The sequence below is a fragment of the Ravibacter arvi genome, from assembly GCF_039540405.1.
Taxonomy (GTDB): domain Bacteria; phylum Bacteroidota; class Bacteroidia; order Cytophagales; family Spirosomataceae; genus Ravibacter; species Ravibacter arvi.
Genome location: NZ_BAABEY010000010.1, coordinates 118,078 through 137,319 on the forward strand (window position 1 = coordinate 118,078; position 19,242 = coordinate 137,319).

Here is a 19,242-nt window from a genome sequence, read left to right on the forward strand (position 1 = left end):
CCCTATGAAATCGTTTATAAAATATATCGTTCCGGCAACCTGGTTGCTCTGTCTTACAGCCTGCCAGGATCTTACCGAGCTGAATGTCAATCCCAACCAGTTGGGAGCAGACGAAATTAATGCCAAATACGTGCTGACCTCGGCGCTCGCACAAACTGCCAATTTTTATATCCGTGACTTTACGTACGGGTATACCTCGGAGCACGGGATTTCCGAATCCATGCAGTACCTTCAACGCGACTACATCGGCTATGAAATCAATAGTTTTGTCTGGAAGCCTACGGAGTACAACAGTTTCGGTGCGCTGAATGACAGCCAGACGCTGCTGACCAACAGCGAAAGCGTTTCCGCCGAAGAGGCCCGGAAATTTTACCAGGGCGTTGCCTCCGTATTGCGGGCATTCTGGTTCGGGTTCTACTCTTCCGCCTGGGGCGATGTGCCCTACCAGGAAGCGCTTCAGGGCGATGCGCAAATGTTTAAGCCGCTCTATAATCAGCAGAAAGACGTTTTCAAAGGAATCATTGAAGAGTTAAAAAGTGCAAACGAAATGTTGTCCGGGCTGGGAACGATTCCGTCGGTAGGCAGTTCAGATATCCTCTTTGCAGGCAATGCAGCCAAATGGAGAAAATTTGCCAATGCACTCCGGGTCCGGTATTACCTGAGGCTGGGCGCAAAAAAAGAGGAATTGAAGCCGGCCGGGCTGGACATTGCAGCGGATCTGAATGCCATGCTTTCCAATCCGACGCAGTATCCGCTGCCTGAAAGCAATGCTGACAATGCAGCGATTGCCTTCCCGGGTACTGATGCCTTTACTTCCTGGATCGGCGGTCCGCTTGCAAACAGCAACCGTTCACAATTCTACCGTAGAAAACCCTGCTCGACTATCATCGACCACCTGAAGCAGTCCGGTGATCCGCGACTCACTACCTGGTTCCGGCCGGTGGATGTGCAGCTGAAAGTAGGTTCCGGAAGCGCAGAATATGTGAAAGGACCGGCGGGCCAGCTTATCAGGTATGTGGCACAGTACAATCCCGGCCTGGATACCTCCCTTTATGTCGGTCTTAAGCCCGCGTTGGGCGATCCTAATCTTTATAACCTGGGATCTACGGCCAACCTGAGCCAGATCAAAGCACTCAATTCATCCCTTTACCTCGACCAGGGCGCGAACCCGCACGTATCGTACCTGGCCGACCGCTACGCTCAGAATACGCATGCACAGGTCAAATCAGTGCTGATGAGCTATTCGGAGCTTAATTTCCTGCTGTCTGAAGCCGCTTTGAACGGGTGGGTTACCGCGGACGCCGCGGGATATTTCAGGCGAGGAATTGAAGCCAGCCTGGATCAATACCAGCTTTCCGACGGCGTAACAAGCGTCTACAATCGCAGCACCCACCAGCTGGGCGCGTTTGACCGCTCAGGGTTCCTGGGTGACCTGGAGAAGCAATTCAGAAACATCCCTGCCGGGCAGCTGGAATTGCTGATGACCCAAAAATGGGTAGCACTCTGGATGACCCCCGAGTTCTGGTTTGACTGGCGGCGTACCGGCTTGCCAAAGCTGGGTAAATTTGTGGTGGAGGGGTCGAACGGCGATAAAATACCGGTCCGGTTGATTTACGGCGCGAAGGAGTACATTGTCAACGAACCGCATGTCCGTGAGGCGGTAAGCAGGCTGCAGCCGCAAACCGATGATCAGTGGTCAAAAATGTGGTTACTGCAAGGCGGTTCACAGCCATGGTAAGCGGTTACTTCCCGGTGGGCCGGACGTTTGGAAAGCTTCTTCTTGCGCTCATTATGTTTCTACCGGCTGCCGGTGCCAGGGGGGAACATTACCGGCAAATTGTTGTAGTCGGTTCCGACAATCCATCTGCTGTAGAGCTAAACATTCTTGATGTTTTGAAACAGCGTATTCTTGAGAAAGCAGAGGTTGGGATCAGTAGCATAACGTCGTCCGGCTACCCGGCGCAGGAGGGGAGCGCACCGGGTACGCTTTTCCTGTTTGCCGGCATCGCAAGCGGGAATACGGCCTTGAATGTGGTGCTCGAAAGCATGTGGCTTACTGCGGTAAGTGCCGGCGATCCTGGTCCGGAAGGCTTTTTGTTCAGAGCAGTGCCGGCAGGACCGGGAAAAAGAAGCGTTGTTATTCTCAATGGCGTCGACCAGCGCGGGCTGCTTTATGCGGTGGGGGCATTCCTGAGAGAATGCGGATATTTGCCCCAAGCCATAGAAATAGGTGCTGTTAACCGGCGGACTGCCCCTGCCTTTGAAATCCGGGGAACGCAATACGGACAGAGTAGTGTTGCCCTGACCAAGGCCAAAGCGCGGCCCTGGAGCCGCGAAGAAAAACACCGGGCGATCCTGGATCTTGCGCTTGCCGGCGCCAATATTTTCCTGACCGAAAGCACTCCGAAGAATGAGCTGGAAGAACTGGCCTTCCTGAAGTCCTTTGATCTGATGGCTTGTTCGGTTTTCCATGTTAACCAGGCGCCTGCCGGTAACTTTCCCGGGGAGTGGCGCGCGTCGGAGTCGATCGGCAGGCCGAATTATCTTTGTCCTTCCGTGCCGGGCGCGCACAGGTTTATTCTTGAAGAATGTGAGAAAAAGGTAAAGAACAGCCCGGCCTACGATTTTATTCAACTGAAAGGCGGGGACGGCGGCGGCTGTGAATGTGACCGATGCAAGCCTTATGGAAATGTATTTATCCATCTGTCCGAAAAAATCGCGGAAATTCTGCATCGTTACCACCCGAAAACCAGGATTTACTTTACCAATCAGAAATTTGATAACGAAAGCGACAGTGCCATTCTGCACTATCTGAACGAAAAACCGAGGGAATGGCTATGGGCCTGGGGATACGGCCCCGGTTCGGATGCCACCACCTGGCAGCCGGGGCACCGGCAAAATCACCGTATGGACCTGTTCAGGTATCCCGGTTTCGGACCATATGGTCTTTACCCGAAAACATTGCTGCATGAGCTTCCGTCCCGGCATAAAATACTATACTTTAATGAACTGACGCATTGGAAGTATGCGCAGCACGGTTACGCTCAGATGTACCCGAGGGCAGATAAGGACGGTAACCTGCCGCCGCGATGGAGTCATGAAATTTACGAGCGCCGCCCGGATCAGACGCTTACTATGGTTTATAACCGGCTTTCCTTTTTTGCCTGGCCGAAGTACTACCACCGGGTATTTAACGACCTGATGCGGTATGGCGCGGGCGATATCACGCATTCGAGCGGTAATCATGATCATTTTAACCAGTGGATGTGGCAGCGCCTGCTTTGGAATCCGCGCCTGGAAACCGGCGAAGTGGTGAATGAATACGCGGTGGCCTGGTTTGGAAGAGAGGCGGCGCCACTGATGTCGGAGGCGCTTCTGCAGCTGGAATCGAACCTGGAAGAACTGCCAGACGAGCCGCTACAGATAAAAAGGGGTATTGAAGTGTATTACAGGAAAGTGGCGGAGGCCGGCAGGAAGATTCCCCCGCATTTGTTGAAGAATAACTGGCTGTGGAGGATGTATATGCAGAAAGGTGCACTGGACCGCTATATCAAGCTGGATTTACAGCAACAGCTGGCAGTACGGCAACAAGTTGAGCAACTGGCGGGAGCTTACCCCAAAAATGTATCATGGACGCTCCTGGCCGGGAAAATAGACAAGGTACTGGCGCAGGAAACGCCCGAAATGACCCGGTTGCGCGGAGAGGCGGAAAAATTGGGCGAAGAAAGCAACACACTTTTCGGAACGCGCAGCGAGGCGCTCTTTGACCTTCGCCATGACTATATCGGCCTGGGATGGCTTAAAAGACAGATCGGAAGGATACAAGAGGCGGAGAACGAGATCAGCCGGAAGCAGCTGGTTTCCATGATTACCGACTATGAAGGCAGGAAAATCAATGCTATTTATGACAATCTCGGAACCGGGAACCATGCACAGCATGTAACGACGGGCTACCCCTACGATCATGGGCAGCCTTATGTTCCGACCATGCTCTCCGAAGCAAACAGGCCAAGTCAGCGGTCCATGCACTTTACACAGGATGAAGAACAGGGCGTGACGCTTTCGTACCGCGACCTTCCGGAGGGAAAACGCTATCAATTGCGCCTGACGCTTGTCCGGCCTGTTTTCCAGGAACGCTATCTCGAACGGATGAAGCAAAGGTCCCAGTCCGTATACGCTAACGGGATCCTGCTGGCGCAGAACCTGGAACTTCCCGAGGGTATGAGCGACTTTTTTACATTCGACCTGCCGGAAAACTGCATTCGTGACGGAAAGCTGGAGATAAAGCTTATGCCTGATCCTGCGTTGCGTGACAGGGACCGGGTTTCCACGGAGCAGTGGCGCAACACCGGCGGCTGGGGGACGTTGCTTTCCGAAGCCTGGCTTATCCCGGAACAGGAGTAACCGTTGCTTCCCCGGAAACCGGCCGGAGTCCGTCTGTGAGCGGAGTCCGGCCGGTTTTAAGCCGCCAGACAGGCCCTGTGCTTGGAATTCACCCTTCAAGCCCTTATCATTGGCCTTCAATCATTCATGCACCGCATTTGCTACGCGTCCCGTCCGACATAAGCGCCTCAGAATTTGAATCCCTCAAGATTCAGGACATGACGTTTGTGGCCTACCGCAACGAAGTGTATCCTTCTAAATATGACGTCTTTTTTGAGGAACACGCTGTAATCGTCGTGCTGGAGGGAGAGAAAAAATTCACCAGCCCGACCCAGGAGGCCCATGTAACAAAAGGGGACATCCTTTTCGTGCAGCGGGGTTTTTACCTCATGTCCGAATCCATTAACGAAGCCTACAAAAGCCTCGTATTTTTTTTCGACGAAAAGCTGCTGAAAGAATTTGTCGGACTGCACCCCGAGCTTTTCAACCGGCAGGAATCAACCACCGTTCTTGAGACGCCCATACTTCTGCTCCGGTCAGACGACAACTTTGAAAAGTTTATTCAGTCGGTTTTCCCGTATTTCAGGTCCCGGACCAATCTCAAAAATCATTTTCTGAGGCTCAAATTCCAGGAGCTGCTGCTGCACCTGCTGGAGCTTGACAGTTCCGGTCAGCTCGCAACGATACTTTACAGCCTTTACAAAGGAGAAAAAGTGGATCTGACCTTCCTCATGAACAGCTACTATCTCAAGCCTCTGACAATGACCGAACTGGCGCGGCTTTCAGGCCGGAGCCTTTCGGCTTTCAAGCGCGATTTCCAGGAGGAATTTAAAACCTCGCCCGCACTCTGGTTAAAAAAAAAGCGGCTTGACTACGCCGATTTCCTGCTGCGGAACAGCACGAAAAATGTTTCGGAAATCAGTGCCGAAATCGGATATGAAAGCGTTTCTCACTTCATCAAGTCATACAAGGAGCGCTACGGCATGACCCCAAAAAAACAGGGTTAGCGCTTGCTGCCCGGGATTTTGAAAATGCCTATTCTCGCCCATAGCATGCGATTAAACCAAAAACATTATTTTTTGGGCGTTTAGCGTTATGCCCGGTTCCGTTTTAATGCGGTAATTTGTACCCATCAAAGCGATACGGTAGCTTATTGTACTTTGCCCACTGCCGCGCGATATAGTTAACTGATACCGAATTGAATTTATCTAACCAGTATATGAGTAATCAACCAAGTACGCTGTTCGACAAGGTGTGGGATGCGCACGTTGTCCGCAAAATCCAGGACGGGCCGGATGTGTTTTTCATTGACCGGCATTTCATTCATGAAGTAACCAGCCCGGTGGCCTTCCTCGGTCTCGAAACCCGTAACATCGGGGTGATGTACCCGGAGCGTACCTTCGCTACGGCTGATCACAACACGCCGACCATTAACCAGCACCTGCCCGTTCAGGACCCGCTTTCAGCGAATCAATTGAAAGCGCTGGAGGAGAACTCCGCAAAATACGGTATTTCGCACTGGGGCCTCGGAAATGCACGTAACGGTATCGTACACGTGGTTGGGCCTGAAAACGGGATTACGCTTCCCGGGATGACCATCGTTTGTGGCGACTCCCATACTTCCACCCACGGCGCATTCGGTGCGATTGCGTTCGGAATCGGAACCTCGGAGGTAGAAATGGTGCTCTCTTCGCAGTGTATCATGCAGCCCAAACCCAAAAAGATGCGGGTGAACGTGAACGGTGTGCTCGGCAAAGGGGTGACACCCAAAGATGTAACCCTGTACATTATCTCGCAATTGACTACAGCAGGCGCCACCGGCTATTTCGTGGAGTATGCCGGCGATGTTTTCCGCAACATGAGCATGGAAGGCAGGATGACGGTCTGTAACATGAGTATTGAAATGGGGGCACGCGGCGGGATGATCGCTCCTGATGAAACCACTTTCAACTATATCAACGGCCGAGATCAGGCGCCGAAGGGCGAGAAGTGGGACGAAGCGCTGGCTTATTGGAAAACCCTGAAAACGGATGACGGAGCCGTATTTGACAAAGAATACACATTTGACGCCGCTGATATAGAGCCGATGATCACCTACGGGACCAACCCGGGAATGGGTCAGGGCATTTCAAAAGCGATTCCTACTTCCGACCAGGTGGAAGGCGGCAAAGCTACTTTCGAAAAGTCGCTTCAATACATGGGGTTCCATGAAAACGAACAGATGATCGGTAAAAAGGTTGACTACGTATTTATCGGAAGCTGTACGAATGGCCGTATTGAGGATTTCAGAGCATTTGCTTCTATCGTAAAGGGACGTAAAAAGGCGGATAATGTGACGGCATGGATCGTTCCGGGCTCCCACATTGTCGAAGCCCAGATCAGGGAGGAAGGTATTTACGATATTCTTACCGAAGCCGGTTTCGAGCTTCGTCAGCCGGGATGCTCTGCCTGCCTCGCGATGAATGACGATAAAATTCCTGCCGGGAAATACGCTGTAAGTACTTCAAACCGGAACTTTGAAGGAAGGCAGGGGCCTGGTGCCAGAACCCTGCTTGCGAGTCCGCTGGTGGCCGCCGCCGCCGCCGTGACCGGTTTGGTGACCGACCCGCGGGATTTGATGTAAAGAAGAAGTGGTATTCTGCCTGGCACAATTAAAAAAGACTAACAATGGCTTACGATAAATTCACAGTATTAAAGAGTACGGCTGTACCATTGCCGATCGAAAATGTCGATACAGACCAGATCATCCCGGCGCGTTTCCTGAAAGCGACCAAACGGGAAGGGTTTGGCGACAACCTTTTCCGGGACTGGCGTTTCAATGGAGACGATAGTCCTAAGCAGGATTTCGTGCTCAATAACCCCATCTATTCCGGGAAAATCCTGGTAGGAGGGCATAATTTCGGCAGCGGCTCAAGCCGTGAACATGCCGCCTGGGCCATTTACGATTATGGTTTCCGCTGCGTGGTTTCAAGTTTCTTTGCCGATATCTTCAAAGGTAATTCGCTTAACATCGGCATTCTGCCGGTGCAGATCAGTCCTGAATTCCTGGATAAGATTTTCCTGGCCATCGAGGCTAATCCGGATACAGAACTGGAAGTTAACCTCCCGGAACAGAAAATCACCATCCTGGCGACGGGAGAAAGCGAGTCGTTCGATATCAACGGCTATAAAAAACACAACCTCATGAACGGCTTCGATGATATCGATTATCTCCAATCGATGAAGGAGGACATCAGGAAATTTGAAACCGAGCGAATGTATTAATGGGAGGCGCCCCGGTCGATCCGCGTAATCTGCGCGGCCGCCGGGCGCTAGCCGAAAAAAGAATGAATAACCGGTACATCGAAATAATGGACACGACACTTCGTGATGGTGAGCAAACCAGCGGGGTGTCGTTTTCCGCATCTGAGAAACTGACGATTGCCCAGCTTTTGCTTCAGGAGGTGAAGGTAGATCGGATCGAGGTGGCTTCTGCCAGGGTTTCCGAAGGAGAGTTCCAGGCCGTAAAAAAGATCACGGAATGGGCAGATGCCAATGGCTTCCTGGATAAAATAGAGGTGCTCACCTTTGTGGACGGCCTGGCATCGATCAATTGGATGAAAGAGGCGGGCGCCCGGGTGATGAATCTGCTTACCAAGGGTTCGCTGAATCACCTGACCCATCAACTGCGCAAAACGCCGGAAGCACATTTTGAAGATATCAGGCAGGTTGTGGAAGCAGCCGAGTCAGCCGGAATTACCTGCAATGTGTACCTGGAGGACTGGAGCAACGGCATGCGCAATTCTCCCGAATATGTTTTCCAGGCCATCGACTTCCTTGTGAAGCTTCCGGTCCGGCGCATCATGCTTCCCGATACACTGGGCGTTCTCACACCGTCGGAATCCTATGATTTCGTAAAGTCGATTACAGACCGCTACCCGGGACATCGATTCGACTTTCATGCGCACAATGATTACGACCTCAGCGTAGCCAACGTAATGGAGGCGCTGAAAGCGGGGGTTCAGGGTTTGCACCTTACCGTCAACGGGATGGGCGAGCGGACCGGGAATGCGCCGCTGGCCAGTACTATTGCGGCCATTCGCGACTTTATGCCGCAATATGAAACGGCAGTGAATGAGAAGTCGCTGTATGGGGTCAGTAAATTGGTGGAGACCTTTTCCGGGGTCAGGATCCCGTCGAACAAGCCCATTGTCGGGGAAAACGTATTCACGCAAACAGCGGGTATCCACGCCGACGGCGACAAAAAGAATAACCTGTATTTCAGTAAGCTCATGCCGGAGCGGTTTGGAAGACAGCGGCTGTATGCCCTCGGGAAAACGTCGGGCAAAGCCAATATCGAGAACAATCTCCGGGATCTGGGCATCACGCTTTCCGAAGCCGATCTGAAAAAGGTCACGCAGCGCATTATCGAGCTCGGCGATAGAAAAGAAGTGGTGACGCAGGAGGACCTGCCTTATATCATTTCGGATATCCTGGATAGCAATGCTATTGAAGAGAAGGTCTCTATCGTGAATTATGTGCTGACGCGTTCCAAAAGCCTGAAGCCTTCCGCTACTCTACAGATACGCTTCGGGGAGGAAGTTTTCGAGGAAAATGCCCAGGGCGATGGCCAGTACGATGCATTTATGAATGCGTTGAAGAAAATCTACTCGAAAAGAGGATTGTCTGTGCCGATGCTCACCGACTATACCGTTAGAATCCCCCCCGGCGGGAAAACGGACGCGCTTTGCGAAACCGTGATTACCTGGGATATTAACGGCCGCGATGTGAAAACCAGGGGGCTGGACTCTGATCAGACCGTATCGGCCATAATGGCTACCCAAAAAATGCTCAACCTCATTCACGTTCATGACGAAGTGGGACAGTAGCAATAGTAGAAAAGTCTAAAACTATTGATTATCAATAAAATAACTTAATGAAAAAGCATATTCTCGTTGTGCCCGGTGATGGAATCGGGCAGGAAGTTACCGCAGTTGGAAAGAAAGTACTGGAACGGATCGCTTCTAAATTCGGGCACGAATTTACTTATGACGAAGCGCTGATCGGCCATGCGGCCATCGAGGCCACCGGTAACCCGTTGCCGGAAGAAACCCTTGCCAAGATGAAGGCGTCCGATGCGGTTTTGTTCGGCGCCGTGGGGCACCCCAAATACGATAATGACCCGAGCGCGAAAGTAAGACCGGAACAGGGGTTGCTTAAAATGAGAAAGGAGCTAGGACTGTATGCCAACCTGCGACCGATTAAATTGTTTGATGAATTGCTCGGCGCCTCTTCTATCAAGCCTGAAATATTGAAAGGTTCCGACATCCTCTTCTTCCGCGAGCTTACTGGAGATATCTATTTTGGAGAAAAAGGCCGGAAAAACGACGGCGACACTGCCTACGACCTGGCAGAATACAGCCGGTTCGAAGTGGAGCGGATCGCGCGAAAAGCGTTTGAGGCGGCCCGTACCCGGAGAAAAAAACTTTGCTCGGTTGACAAGGCCAATGTTTTGGAAACCAGTAGATTGTGGCGTGAGGTGGTGCAGAAAATAGCGCCTGAGTATCCTGATGTAGAGGTGGAGCACCAGTTTGTAGATGCTGCTGCGATGATGCTGATCAAAGATCCGCGCCGGTTTGATGTGGTAGTAACCGCCAATCTTTTCGGGGATATCCTGACAGACGAAGCCAGTCAGATAGCCGGCTCAATGGGAATGCTGGCCTCGGCTTCCGTAGGCGACAGCACGGGCGTATACGAGCCAATTCATGGTTCTGCGCACGACATTACCGGGAAGGGGGTAGCCAACCCGCTCGCGTCCGTACTCTCGGCCGCCTTGCTGCTTGATATTTCTTTCGGACTGAAGGAGGAAGCAGACACGATAATTGCGGCCGTAGATCAGCTTCTGAAAGACGGCTTCCGCACACGTGATATCGCGGATGCTACGACTCCGGCCGACAAAATTCTGAATACCGAAACTGCCGGCCAGGAGCTTTTGAAGCGCCTCGGCTAATTTTTTGCAGCGTTTGAAAAAAGGCCGGGCTGGTCGAGGTTACCTCAACCAGCCCGGCCTTTTTTCAGGCCTGCGCCCGCTTATAGTGTGTGCCGGGAGCAATAACGGTCCCCCGTTGTTTTGGTCAGAAGTAACGGATCAGACGCTTGCAGCCCGGTGGACCAGTTGGATCAGGTTCGTGACTTCCATTTTCTTGAATAATTTTCTTTTGATGGTGCTGACTGTACTCGGCTTCAGCTGGAGGGCATCGGCGATGTCCGTAATTCTTTTTCCTTTTACCAGCAAATCTTTGATCTCGGTTTCGCGCCTGGTCAGGCGAAAAGAGAAGGGACTGACCGTCGGTTTAACGCCCTCCGCTTCCCGGATCGACTCCGGTTTGGAGAATTTTTGAAGCAGGTGGTTCACTGTAACCGCGCAATAACCCTTCCCTTCGAGGAGAAAGGCGTCGAAACATTTCAGGAGTTCTTCAGTGCCGGTCTTGCGCTCAATCAATCCGCCGATTGTGCCAATCGTAGCTTTCAACTTGATGACGTCCGTGAAGTTGTCGTAGATCACCTGGACGACCATCTTTTTCGGTATCTCCCGGAATACTTCTATCCCCTCGGCGTAAGACCGAATACCCACTACCGCAGTGGTGGCCACATCGCGCGCCAGCAGATGGTTCAGGTCACTCATCGAGCCGGCTTCATATATCTTAACTTCAGGATGAGACTTTCGGATCAGGTAAGACAGGCCGGCAACGAATACCGGTTGACTGTCATAAAGCAATATAGTTTTCATAGTAGTAATTTTTTCCGTTTCACAGCGTCATTTCAATTTGGTCGGGTGTGCGAGACCCGGTTAAACCCACAGTTTAGTTTGTCCGTCACCTGAGCGGATCGGCGAGAATGGAATATTGACGTGCCGCGACCAGGTCTGCGGACATGCATGCTGCGAACCTTTCGGGACTGAATTTTCTGCGACACGCTTCAAGCTCCACCGATGTGCGTCCGGTAGGTAGCAAAGGTGTCGAGGTTTTTCAATTGTCGGGTATGAAAAATGTTTCTAAAGAGTGGGACAAATTTTACGGTCTGTTTTTTTTATACGAAGTTTTTCTATATAACTAGTTGATATTGAGCAAATAATAGGTGGTTTGAGTAAATGGCTTAAAGAATTTCAAGGTATCCGGCATTTTATCCTGCGCTTCCGGTTCTTTTAGCGGCAGGCGCCGGACCACCCGAAGCGTCTTTTTTTACACACCCCGGAGAGCGGATATCCTATCTCAGGTAGGTTTATTCATAGCAATAAATATTCGAAGCGTATTACGTGCAAAAGCAAACGTAGATCTTTTTGACATAAATATAGAATTATATCTAGTGTTTTCAGAAAAAAAAGTGGTAAATCTTTCTGAACTTATAATTATTTCATGAGAAGCCCGGTGTTTGCTGTCCCGGGATCTACAAGCTTTCCCTTGGCCGTAGTTTTATTGTGTAAATTAGTTTGCACTTTCTGACGATACATGAAAGCGGATTTGTGTATTCACGTATGGAGCGAATACGACAAATTGTTTTGTTCATTCTATAGATTACTTCTATGGTTGGGGCTGAGCAGCGGTTTTTCCGGAGCGAGACACTCTTCCACCCAAAACTTTTAGCCATTCTTTTGTAATCACTCGTTTTTATGGTGACTTTTATTTGAAGTATACGTCTTCAATAAAAAATCTTTAACATCAAAAAAATGAATATCTCAGACCTTATATCCGGCGGAATCGGCTCTTCCATCACCTCATCTGTGGCCAGAATGCTTAATATAGATGAAAGCAAGGCAAAATGGGTAGTCTCGGCGGCTGTTCCCCTTATGATTGCGGCTCTTAACTACAACGCCAGGAATAAAAATCAGGGCGAAAGTATAGACCGGGCGTTGGACCAGCACTCCGGTGGAATTTTTGACAACCTTGCAGGGCTTCTGGGCGGAGGCGCAACGGACGACGGCAACAAAATTGTAGGGCATATCTTCGGTAACAACACCGGCTATGTCACCCAAAATCTTTCTGAGCAGTCAGGACTGTCCGCCGGCCAGATCGGTAGCGTGCTTTCCGTATTGGCCCCGGTAGTAATGGGTTACCTGGGACAGCAGAAACAGAGCCAGTCGCAGGGCGGTGGTGTTGCCGACCTGATTGGCGGTTTGCTCGGAGGCGGTGGTCAGCAGGCCGGCGCAGGCGGCCTTATCGGCGGGCTGTTAAGCAGTGTGCTAGGTGGTGGACAACAGGCTGAGCCGGCTGGTAACGACGGAATGGGCGCTTTGGCAGACCTGGCAGGAGAGTTTTTTAATCAGCAAAACAGCCAGGGACAGCGTGGAAACGTGCTGGACTCCCTCGCAGGATTATTTGGCAGGTAATAGCACATGACCCGGAATTAAAGAAAAGGCGGCCGGTAACGGCCCCCCCTCGGCGCCTTTTCTCTCTGGGTTAACTTATTACTGCCACAATTCAACCACCCCGGCACCTGCCGGGGTGGTTGATATTAAATAATTTCTGCCGATTCTTTCCAGATATTCAACCCGCCATCCAAGGCGTGTTCGTCAATGCGGCGCAGCTCATCTTCCGAAAACTCCAGGTTTTCAATCGCGCCCACACTGTCTCTCACCTGTTGAGCGGAGCTGGCCCCGATCAGAGCGGACGTAACCCGCCGGTCGCGCAGCGCCCAGGAAATTGCCATTTGTGCCAGGGTTTGGCCCCGTTTGCCGGCAATTACATTCAACGCCGCAATTCGCTGCAGGTTTTCAGGGGTTAAGAAAGCGGGGTTCAAGGATTTTGATTGAGCGGCCCGGCTTCCCTGCGGTATCTCCTTCAGGTACTTGTCGGTCAGCATTCCCTGGGCGAGCGGCGAAAAAATGATCGTTCCCACACCTGAGTCCTCCAGCACGTCCAGGAGGCCGTCATCTTCAATCCATCGGTTCAGCATGGAATAGGAGGGCTGGTGGATCAGGCAGGGCGTCCCAAGATTTTTGAGAATAGCGAGCGCTTCCGACGTTCGTTTGGCATTGTAAGACGAGATACCCGCATACAGCGCCCTTCCCGAACGGACAATATAGTCGAGCGCGCCCATCGTTTCCTCCAACGGTGTATCCGGGTCAAAACGGTGTGAATAGAAAATATCGACGTAGTCAACTTTTAGCCGCTTCAGCGACTGGTCGCAGCTCGAGACCAGGTATTTACGGCTGCCCCATTCTCCATAGGGGCCGGGCCACATGTTGTAACCTGCCTTGGTAGAGATAACCAGCTCGTCGCGGTGCGCTTTAAAATCTTCCGACAAGATTCTGCCGAAGGCCTTTTCTGCGCTTCCGGGAGGCGGCCCGTAATTATTGGCCAGGTCAAAGTGCGTCACACCCAGGTCAAAAGCAGTCCGGCAAATGGCCTGCTTGGTTTGGTGCGCCACGTCGTCGCCAAAGTTGTGCCACAAGCCAAGCGAAACCGCCGGCAGCTGCAGGCCGCTCTGTCCGCAGCGCCGGTAGGGCATCCGGCTATATCTTTCGGGGTTTGAAGTCCAGTTCATTTTGTTGGGGTTGAGTGGAAGGGGGAAGTCGGAAGTCGGAAGTCGGACATCGGAAATCAGAAATCGGACATCGGAAAACGGGGTCGGACGGGCAGCGCTCGGAATAAACAGGGCTGATTTCCGACCTCCAACCTCCCCCCCAACAGCAAAGTAAGTTTTTTTGCCCGGTTTTTTCTTTTTCTGCAACGCTGTTGCAACTGTTGAGAAAAGCTGTTACTTTTGCTGCATGATAAAAGCGCAGCACTCGGAAAATCATAGTAATGCCGATTATGTGGGTATAACCGGTTCGGTACTTTGCATCATACATTGTATTGCGACACCGCTTCTGGCATTAAGTTCATCGGTATTTTTTAAAGATACGCTGTCGGAAGGAATGCACCTGCTCGGTTTTGTTTTTATCCTGATCAATGGTGTGGCGGTTTATTATGCCACACGTAACGGCCATTCTACGTGGCTTAACCGTTTTCTTTGGGGGGCATTTGCCGTTTTTGCAGCTTCACTTCTGCTGGAGGAAAGCAACGAAGTGTTTCATTACCTCGGCTATTTCGGTTCTTTTCTCCTGATTGTAGGGCATTCCCTGAATCTTTATCTCTGCAGGCGCGTTCACAAGCACTGATCGTACAAAGGCGTAACGCCTATTTGTCATACTCGACCTCAAATCTTTCGAGGTCAGGCCGTTCCCGCCGTTTCCTGGCCAATTCATATTCGAGGATGGTTTTACCCAGATCAGCCATGAATTGGTAGCCGACCGGGTCATATTCATACCGGTCGTCGTTCAGAACTCCGTCTTCGTTGCAGTAAATCACGGCGCTCAGGAGAAATTCTACTCCTTTTTCAAAATCAGCAATAAAGGCATTGTCAACCAGGTAGCCGTAAGCTTCGCCAATCTTGTTAAAACTCCTGATCTGGCGCGGAATCCGTTTGGTGGTTTTTCCAAAAAGAAGAAATTTTACCGCAGCGTCGTCCATGGTTTCGTGATAGGCTTCAGGGAAAGTCGTTTCAATCGGAAGCTGCGACATATATTGGTAAAGGAATCGATAGTCGTCTTCAGCCAGGTTGAATTTCTGATGGGGCGGAGCCTCACCCGGGAACATCAGGTTCCGGAGAAAGATTTGCTGGTCCATCAGGGGGAATGCATTCTTTTTTGCAAAATCCATGGGTGAATTAACCACGCGTCCGCCTTCAACATAACCCTTTCCTATATAAACCGGCGTGCCGGCGGCATAGTCTTTGTCGCTGTACGCTCCTTTCTGTTCATACACTACTTTGTTATCTCTTACAAACCTGACCGGGTTGGTATACCGGTTTTCCTCGTAGTTCATCCCCGCTTCCAACCGGTGGGTAGCCCGAAAGCCTTTATAGCCTTTCGCAAGCATTGTTTCATTAAAATAGGATTGACCCAGGAACTCATACAAGCGGTTGTAGGCATCATTGTCGCTGGCGAGTAGCAGCTTCCTGATATAATGCCCGACAGAAGGCAGCCCGTTTCCGGAGGTGCTGTCGAGGAGTGCTTCGGTTTGAGCCGGCCGGTCGGAAAGCACCAGCATGGTAGTGTTTCGGTCGAGCCCCGGAATGGCGAGCTGGTTCAGTTTTTCCAGTGCAAGTACTGCTGCGGCCAGCTTGATGGAGCTTGCCGGGTAAAAATACCGGTTCTGGGTGTCCCCGTAATGATAGTCCGAAAAGTTTCGCCTGCCGTTGTTACCGTAGTCAATTTTCGTATAGATGATCTGAATCCCGTAGGCTTCCGGTCGGCTGAGAAACTTTCCGAACCGGTCGGGGTGCTTTTTCAGCAGTTTTTGGATAAAATGATCATTGGAAGGTTGGGAGCTGCCGTCATGCGTATGCATCAGGAGTCCGGCAAACAGGCAAAGAAAGCTACGGGCACATGATTTAGGAATCAGCATAATTGATACGAACAGCGTATTGCATTTCAGACATCTGAGGTAATTTACTATTCTGCGATAAAAAAAAACAGAACAGATGCTTAAAATAGCATTAAAATCTACTTTCGTCTGTATTAAAGCTGCGAGCGGTGAGCAAAGAGGTGCGGGCGGGGCCATTTTTTATTGGCCGGTTTGAGTACCTTTCAAACATATTGCAGCATGTTAATCAGTATCTCCCTTTTATACAGCATCACATTGTCATTTAGTTAAATATTATGTCTGAAAAAAAACTTAGAAGCAGAGGTTGGTTTGGGAAGGAGGGGAAAGACGGGTTCATTTACCGGTCCTGGATGAAGAACCAGGGGTATCCGGCCGATGAATTCGACGGGCGGCCTGTAATCGGGATTTGTAATACTTATTCCGGTTTTACGCCTTGTAACGGGCACTTCAGGGAATTGGCGGAGGTGGTCAAAAGAGGGGTTTGGGAGGCAGGTGGATTCCCGCTTGATTTCCCGGTGATGTCGCTCGGCGAAACCCTGATCAAACCGACTGCGATGCTGTACCGCAACCTGGCGAGTATGGATGTGGAAGAATCGATCCGCGCGAACCCGATGGATGGCGTGGTGCTGCTTTGCGGCTGCGATAAAACCACTCCTTCCCTGGTAATGGGCGCGGCCAGCGTTAATATTCCTACTATCGCCGTTTCCGGCGGACCGATGTTGACCGGCAGGTTCCAGGGGCGCAGTATTGCTACCAGCGATATCTGGCGATTCAGCGAGGCTTTCAGAAAAGGGGAAATGACACAGGCAGAGCTGACGGAGGCAGAAGCCTGCATGAGCCGGAGCAACGGTCACTGCGCGGTAATGGGCACAGCCTCTACCATGGCAACGATGGTAGAATCGCTGGGACTTACCCTGCCGGAAAATGCCGCCATACCGGCGGCCGATTCGAGGCGGAAAGTATTGGCCCATTTATCCGGACGGCGTATTGTGGAAATGGTAAAGGAGGACCTCCGGATGTCGAAAGTGCTGGTGCGCGAGGCTTTTGAAAATGCCATCAAGGTAAATGCGGCTATCGGCGGATCCACCAACCTGGTGATCCACTTGTTGGCCATAGCAGGCCGGATGGGCGTGAAGCTGGACATCGAAGACTTTGACCGTCTTTCTGCCGACATACCGCTCCTGGCAAACCTGCAGCCCTCCGGTAAGTATTTTATGGAAGATTTCTTTTATGCAGGCGGTGTACCCGTTATCCAAAAAGAGCTCATCGGCAAGCTGAACAGTGAAGCCATTACCGTAAATGGCAAGACGGTAGGCGAGAACTGCAAAAATGCCGTTTGTTATGATGCGGACGTAATCGGAACACTTGAGAAACCGGTGAAAAACCTTACCGGTCTCGCGGTATTGAAAGGCAACCTCTGCCAGAACGGCGCAGTTATCAAGCCTTCGGCGTCACTCAAGCCGGAACTGATGAAGCACAGGGGGCGTGCCGTTGTATTCGAGGACATTGATCATTATAAGAAGAAAATTGAAGATCCGGACCTGGAAGTAGACGAAAACAGCATTCTCGTATTAAAAATGGTAGGGCCGAAAGGGTACCCGGGCATGCCGGAGGTTGGAAACATGGGGCTTCCGAAAAAGGTCCTCGACAAAGGAATCAATGATATGATCAGGATTTCGGACGGGCGAATGAGCGGTACTGGATTCGGTACTGTTGTTTTGCACGTTTCTCCGGAAGCAGCCGAGGGCGGCGTCCTGGCGCTGGTGAAAGACGGAGATTATATTGAATTGGATGTAGCGGCGCGCAGACTGCACCTGGAAGTTTCGGACGAAGAGCTGGCCGCGCGGAGGGCCGAATGGAAAGCGCCCGATCTCGGCTATGACCGCGGTTACGTGAACCTCTATATAAAAGAAGTAAACCAGGCGCACCTCGGCGCAGACCTTAATTTCCTCAGAGGCGGTTCCGGTGATGTAGTTACCAGGGATTCACATTGAAATAGGTGTGAGGTTTGAGGGGTGAGGAATGAGCCGGTTGCTATTGCCGCACCCCTCACGTTTCACAACTTACACCTCAAACCTCACACCTCAAACCTCATTTTACAACCATGAGAAACAACAACAATACACCGGTGGCGATCGTCACCGGTGCGGGCCAGGGTATTGGTTTTGAAATTGCAAGAAGACTGGGTGAGGCGGGTACGCGGGTAGTGCTGAATGACCTGGATGAGCGGCTTGCTGCTGATGCCGCCAAAGCGATCAATGTGTCTGGTGGAACCTGTATGGCGGTACCCGGGGATGTCTCGGATCTGGTTTTTATAGAAGAGCTGGTGGCCGCGGCGGTGAGCGCCTACGGTCGGGTTGATTCCCTTGTGGCAAATGCCGGCATTACCCTTTTCGGGAGTTTCCTTGACTATAAGGCGGATGATCTCCGGAAAGTTCTCCAGCTAAATCTATTCGGGAGCTTCATGCTGGCCCAGCAGGCGGCCCGCCAGATGGTAAAGCAGGGCGGGGGCGGGCGCATCCTTTTTATGTCTTCGGTAACGGGCCACCAGGCCCACCGGGGGCTCGCAGCCTATGGAATGACCAAAGCCGCCCTGGAGATGCTCGCCAAAAGCCTGGTGATAGAGCTGTCCCCTCACCAGATAACGGTAAATACCGTTGCGCCCGGAGCTACCCTGACCGAAAGAACGCTCGAAGATCCGGCCTATGTGTCGGTCTGGTCGGAGATTACTCCCTTGGGAAGGCCTGCTACCTGTGCCGATATCGCCGAAGCGGTGCTGTATTTTCTGTCGCCGGGAGCCAAACATGTTACGGGGCAGTTCCTGGTGGTAGACGGAGGGTGGACATCGGTTAGTCCCAATCCGCCAGAAAATTGAATTTTTCTAATATTTTGAAATTTACCCTTCTCAAGTGGAATATTCGGTCAAAACTTTTTCAGCGGTGTTTTTGGGTGTTTTGACAGTCGGAGAAAAATAGGACGAAAATATTTTCAATTTTTTTTCAAACCTAAGCGCACCCATAAATCGCTAGGAATCAGCGGGACGTGGGTGCGATACGTTTTTTTTGCATGATAAATCAAAAATATTTCTGTGTTGACATTTGGATAATACGAACTGATCTGCCACCTTTGCATCCCGGTTGAACGAATCGGGTTTAGAAAAAAGGAAGCGAGGTGGTAGAGGGGGATAAAATTTTAAGAACAAACGAGTTCTTAAGCACTTGCCGAAAGGTTTTGGGGTCGTGGGTTTTGAAGGGGTTTTGATTGAGAGATCAGGCTTTAAATTAGAAACCGGAAGCGATAGTAAAGACAAAAAGGCAAAAAGTTCTTTGACGTGTTGGGAAAGACAGAAATAAGAGTCATACAAGTACAAAAGCTCATATAACAGATCTGTTTGCCTGGTTGATTTGAGAGGCTTCGGTTTTTCAGGTCGTGAAGATCAGGGTTTACAAACGGA

General features: G+C 51.2%; 14 protein-coding genes. 11 read left to right on the forward strand and 3 right to left on the reverse strand.

All coding sequences use genetic code 11. The annotated features are described in order from the left end of the window. The first annotated feature begins 4 nt into the window (after window positions 1–4). The 7 genes from ABD852_RS04615 (at window position 5) to leuB (ending at window position 10,372) form a co-directional block, all read left to right on the forward strand. A complete protein-coding gene (locus ABD852_RS04615; RefSeq protein WP_345026850.1) occupies window positions 5–1,738 on the forward strand; it encodes a SusD/RagB family nutrient-binding outer membrane lipoprotein in 1,734 nt (577 codons plus the stop codon). Continuing rightward, window positions 1,693–4,404: a hypothetical protein gene (locus ABD852_RS04620; RefSeq protein ID WP_345026851.1), complete on the forward strand. Its 2,712-nt coding sequence runs from the start codon at window positions 1,693–1,695 to the stop codon at window positions 4,402–4,404. The genes ABD852_RS04615 and ABD852_RS04620 overlap by 46 nt, the downstream gene beginning before the upstream one ends. A 137-nt stretch (window positions 4,405–4,541) precedes the next feature. After that, window positions 4,542–5,390 (forward strand): AraC family transcriptional regulator, encoded by an 849-nt coding sequence (locus ABD852_RS04625; RefSeq protein ID WP_345026852.1) that lies wholly within the window; start codon window positions 4,542–4,544, stop codon window positions 5,388–5,390. Between the two features lie 212 nt (window positions 5,391–5,602). Continuing rightward, entirely contained in the window at window positions 5,603–7,006 is a 1,404-nt protein-coding gene (leuC, locus tag ABD852_RS04630) for a 3-isopropylmalate dehydratase large subunit (RefSeq protein ID WP_345026853.1), read from the forward strand. Window positions 7,007–7,050: 44 nt separating this feature from the next. Further along, the gene (leuD, locus tag ABD852_RS04635; protein ID WP_345026854.1) at window positions 7,051–7,647 is read left to right on the forward strand and encodes a 3-isopropylmalate dehydratase small subunit; all 597 of its coding nucleotides are present in this window, start codon (window positions 7,051–7,053) and stop codon (window positions 7,645–7,647) included. 62 nt (window positions 7,648–7,709) lie between these two features. Next, a complete protein-coding gene (locus ABD852_RS04640; protein ID WP_345026855.1) occupies window positions 7,710–9,251 on the forward strand; it encodes an alpha-isopropylmalate synthase regulatory domain-containing protein in 1,542 nt (513 codons plus the stop codon). A gap of 47 nt (window positions 9,252–9,298) precedes the next feature. Further along, window positions 9,299–10,372 carry a 3-isopropylmalate dehydrogenase gene (gene leuB / locus ABD852_RS04645; RefSeq protein ID WP_345026856.1) on the forward strand — a complete coding sequence of 358 codons (1,074 nt, stop codon included), beginning with the start codon at window positions 9,299–9,301 and terminating at the stop codon, window positions 10,370–10,372. A gap of 138 nt (window positions 10,373–10,510) precedes the next feature. On the opposite strand, the gene ABD852_RS04650 is transcribed toward leuB, so the two are convergent. Further along, window positions 10,511–11,152: a response regulator transcription factor gene (locus ABD852_RS04650; protein WP_345026857.1), complete on the reverse strand. Its 642-nt coding sequence runs from the start codon at window positions 11,150–11,152 to the stop codon at window positions 10,511–10,513. A 936-nt stretch (window positions 11,153–12,088) separates the two neighbouring features. Here ABD852_RS04650 and ABD852_RS04655 point away from each other — a divergent pair. After that, the gene (locus tag ABD852_RS04655) at window positions 12,089–12,748 is read left to right on the forward strand and encodes a DUF937 domain-containing protein (RefSeq protein ID WP_345026858.1); all 660 of its coding nucleotides are present in this window, start codon (window positions 12,089–12,091) and stop codon (window positions 12,746–12,748) included. Window positions 12,749–12,873: 125 nt separating this feature from the next. On the opposite strand, the gene mgrA is transcribed toward ABD852_RS04655, so the two are convergent. Then, complete coding sequence (mgrA, locus tag ABD852_RS04660) at window positions 12,874–13,905, reverse strand: L-glyceraldehyde 3-phosphate reductase (RefSeq protein ID WP_345026859.1); 1,032 nt, start codon at window positions 13,903–13,905, stop codon at window positions 12,874–12,876. 226 nt (window positions 13,906–14,131) lie between these two features. Between mgrA and ABD852_RS04665 the strand changes: the two genes are divergently transcribed. Next, window positions 14,132–14,521 carry a MerC domain-containing protein gene (locus ABD852_RS04665; protein WP_345026860.1) on the forward strand — a complete coding sequence of 130 codons (390 nt, stop codon included), beginning with the start codon at window positions 14,132–14,134 and terminating at the stop codon, window positions 14,519–14,521. 19 nt (window positions 14,522–14,540) lie between these two features. Here ABD852_RS04665 and ABD852_RS04670 read toward each other — a convergent pair whose 3' ends face one another. Further along, complete coding sequence (locus ABD852_RS04670) at window positions 14,541–15,809, reverse strand: serine hydrolase (RefSeq protein ID WP_345026861.1); 1,269 nt, start codon at window positions 15,807–15,809, stop codon at window positions 14,541–14,543. Window positions 15,810–16,063: 254 nt separating this feature from the next. Between ABD852_RS04670 and ABD852_RS04675 the strand changes: the two genes are divergently transcribed. After that, a complete protein-coding gene (locus ABD852_RS04675; RefSeq protein ID WP_345026862.1) occupies window positions 16,064–17,782 on the forward strand; it encodes an IlvD/Edd family dehydratase in 1,719 nt (572 codons plus the stop codon). 110 nt (window positions 17,783–17,892) lie between these two features. Next, window positions 17,893–18,663, forward strand: a complete 771-nt coding sequence (locus tag ABD852_RS04680) for an SDR family NAD(P)-dependent oxidoreductase (RefSeq protein ID WP_345026863.1) — start codon at window positions 17,893–17,895, stop codon at window positions 18,661–18,663. The last annotated feature ends 579 nt before the right edge of the window (window positions 18,664–19,242 follow it).

Excerpts from the sequence above, each read along its gene's own strand:
- ABD852_RS04615 (WP_345026850.1), top strand. The coding sequence starts at position 5 with ATGAAATCGTTTATAAAATATATCGTTCCGGCAACCTGGTTGCTCTGT.
- leuC (WP_345026853.1), top strand. The coding sequence starts at position 5,603 with ATGAGTAATCAACCAAGTACGCTGTTCGACAAGGTGTGGGATGCGCAC.
- leuD (WP_345026854.1), top strand. The coding sequence starts at position 7,051 with ATGGCTTACGATAAATTCACAGTATTAAAGAGTACGGCTGTACCATTG.
- ABD852_RS04640 (WP_345026855.1), top strand. The coding sequence starts at position 7,710 with ATGAATAACCGGTACATCGAAATAATGGACACGACACTTCGTGATGGT.
- leuB (WP_345026856.1), top strand. The coding sequence starts at position 9,299 with ATGAAAAAGCATATTCTCGTTGTGCCCGGTGATGGAATCGGGCAGGAA.
- ABD852_RS04650 (WP_345026857.1), bottom strand. The coding sequence starts at position 11,152 with ATGAAAACTATATTGCTTTATGACAGTCAACCGGTATTCGTTGCCGGC.
- ABD852_RS04655 (WP_345026858.1), top strand. The coding sequence starts at position 12,089 with ATGAATATCTCAGACCTTATATCCGGCGGAATCGGCTCTTCCATCACC.
- mgrA (WP_345026859.1), bottom strand. The coding sequence starts at position 13,905 with ATGAACTGGACTTCAAACCCCGAAAGATATAGCCGGATGCCCTACCGG.
- ABD852_RS04665 (WP_345026860.1), top strand. The coding sequence starts at position 14,132 with ATGATAAAAGCGCAGCACTCGGAAAATCATAGTAATGCCGATTATGTG.
- ABD852_RS04670 (WP_345026861.1), bottom strand. The coding sequence starts at position 15,809 with ATGCTGATTCCTAAATCATGTGCCCGTAGCTTTCTTTGCCTGTTTGCC.
- ABD852_RS04675 (WP_345026862.1), top strand. The coding sequence starts at position 16,064 with ATGTCTGAAAAAAAACTTAGAAGCAGAGGTTGGTTTGGGAAGGAGGGG.
- ABD852_RS04680 (WP_345026863.1), top strand. The coding sequence starts at position 17,893 with ATGAGAAACAACAACAATACACCGGTGGCGATCGTCACCGGTGCGGGC.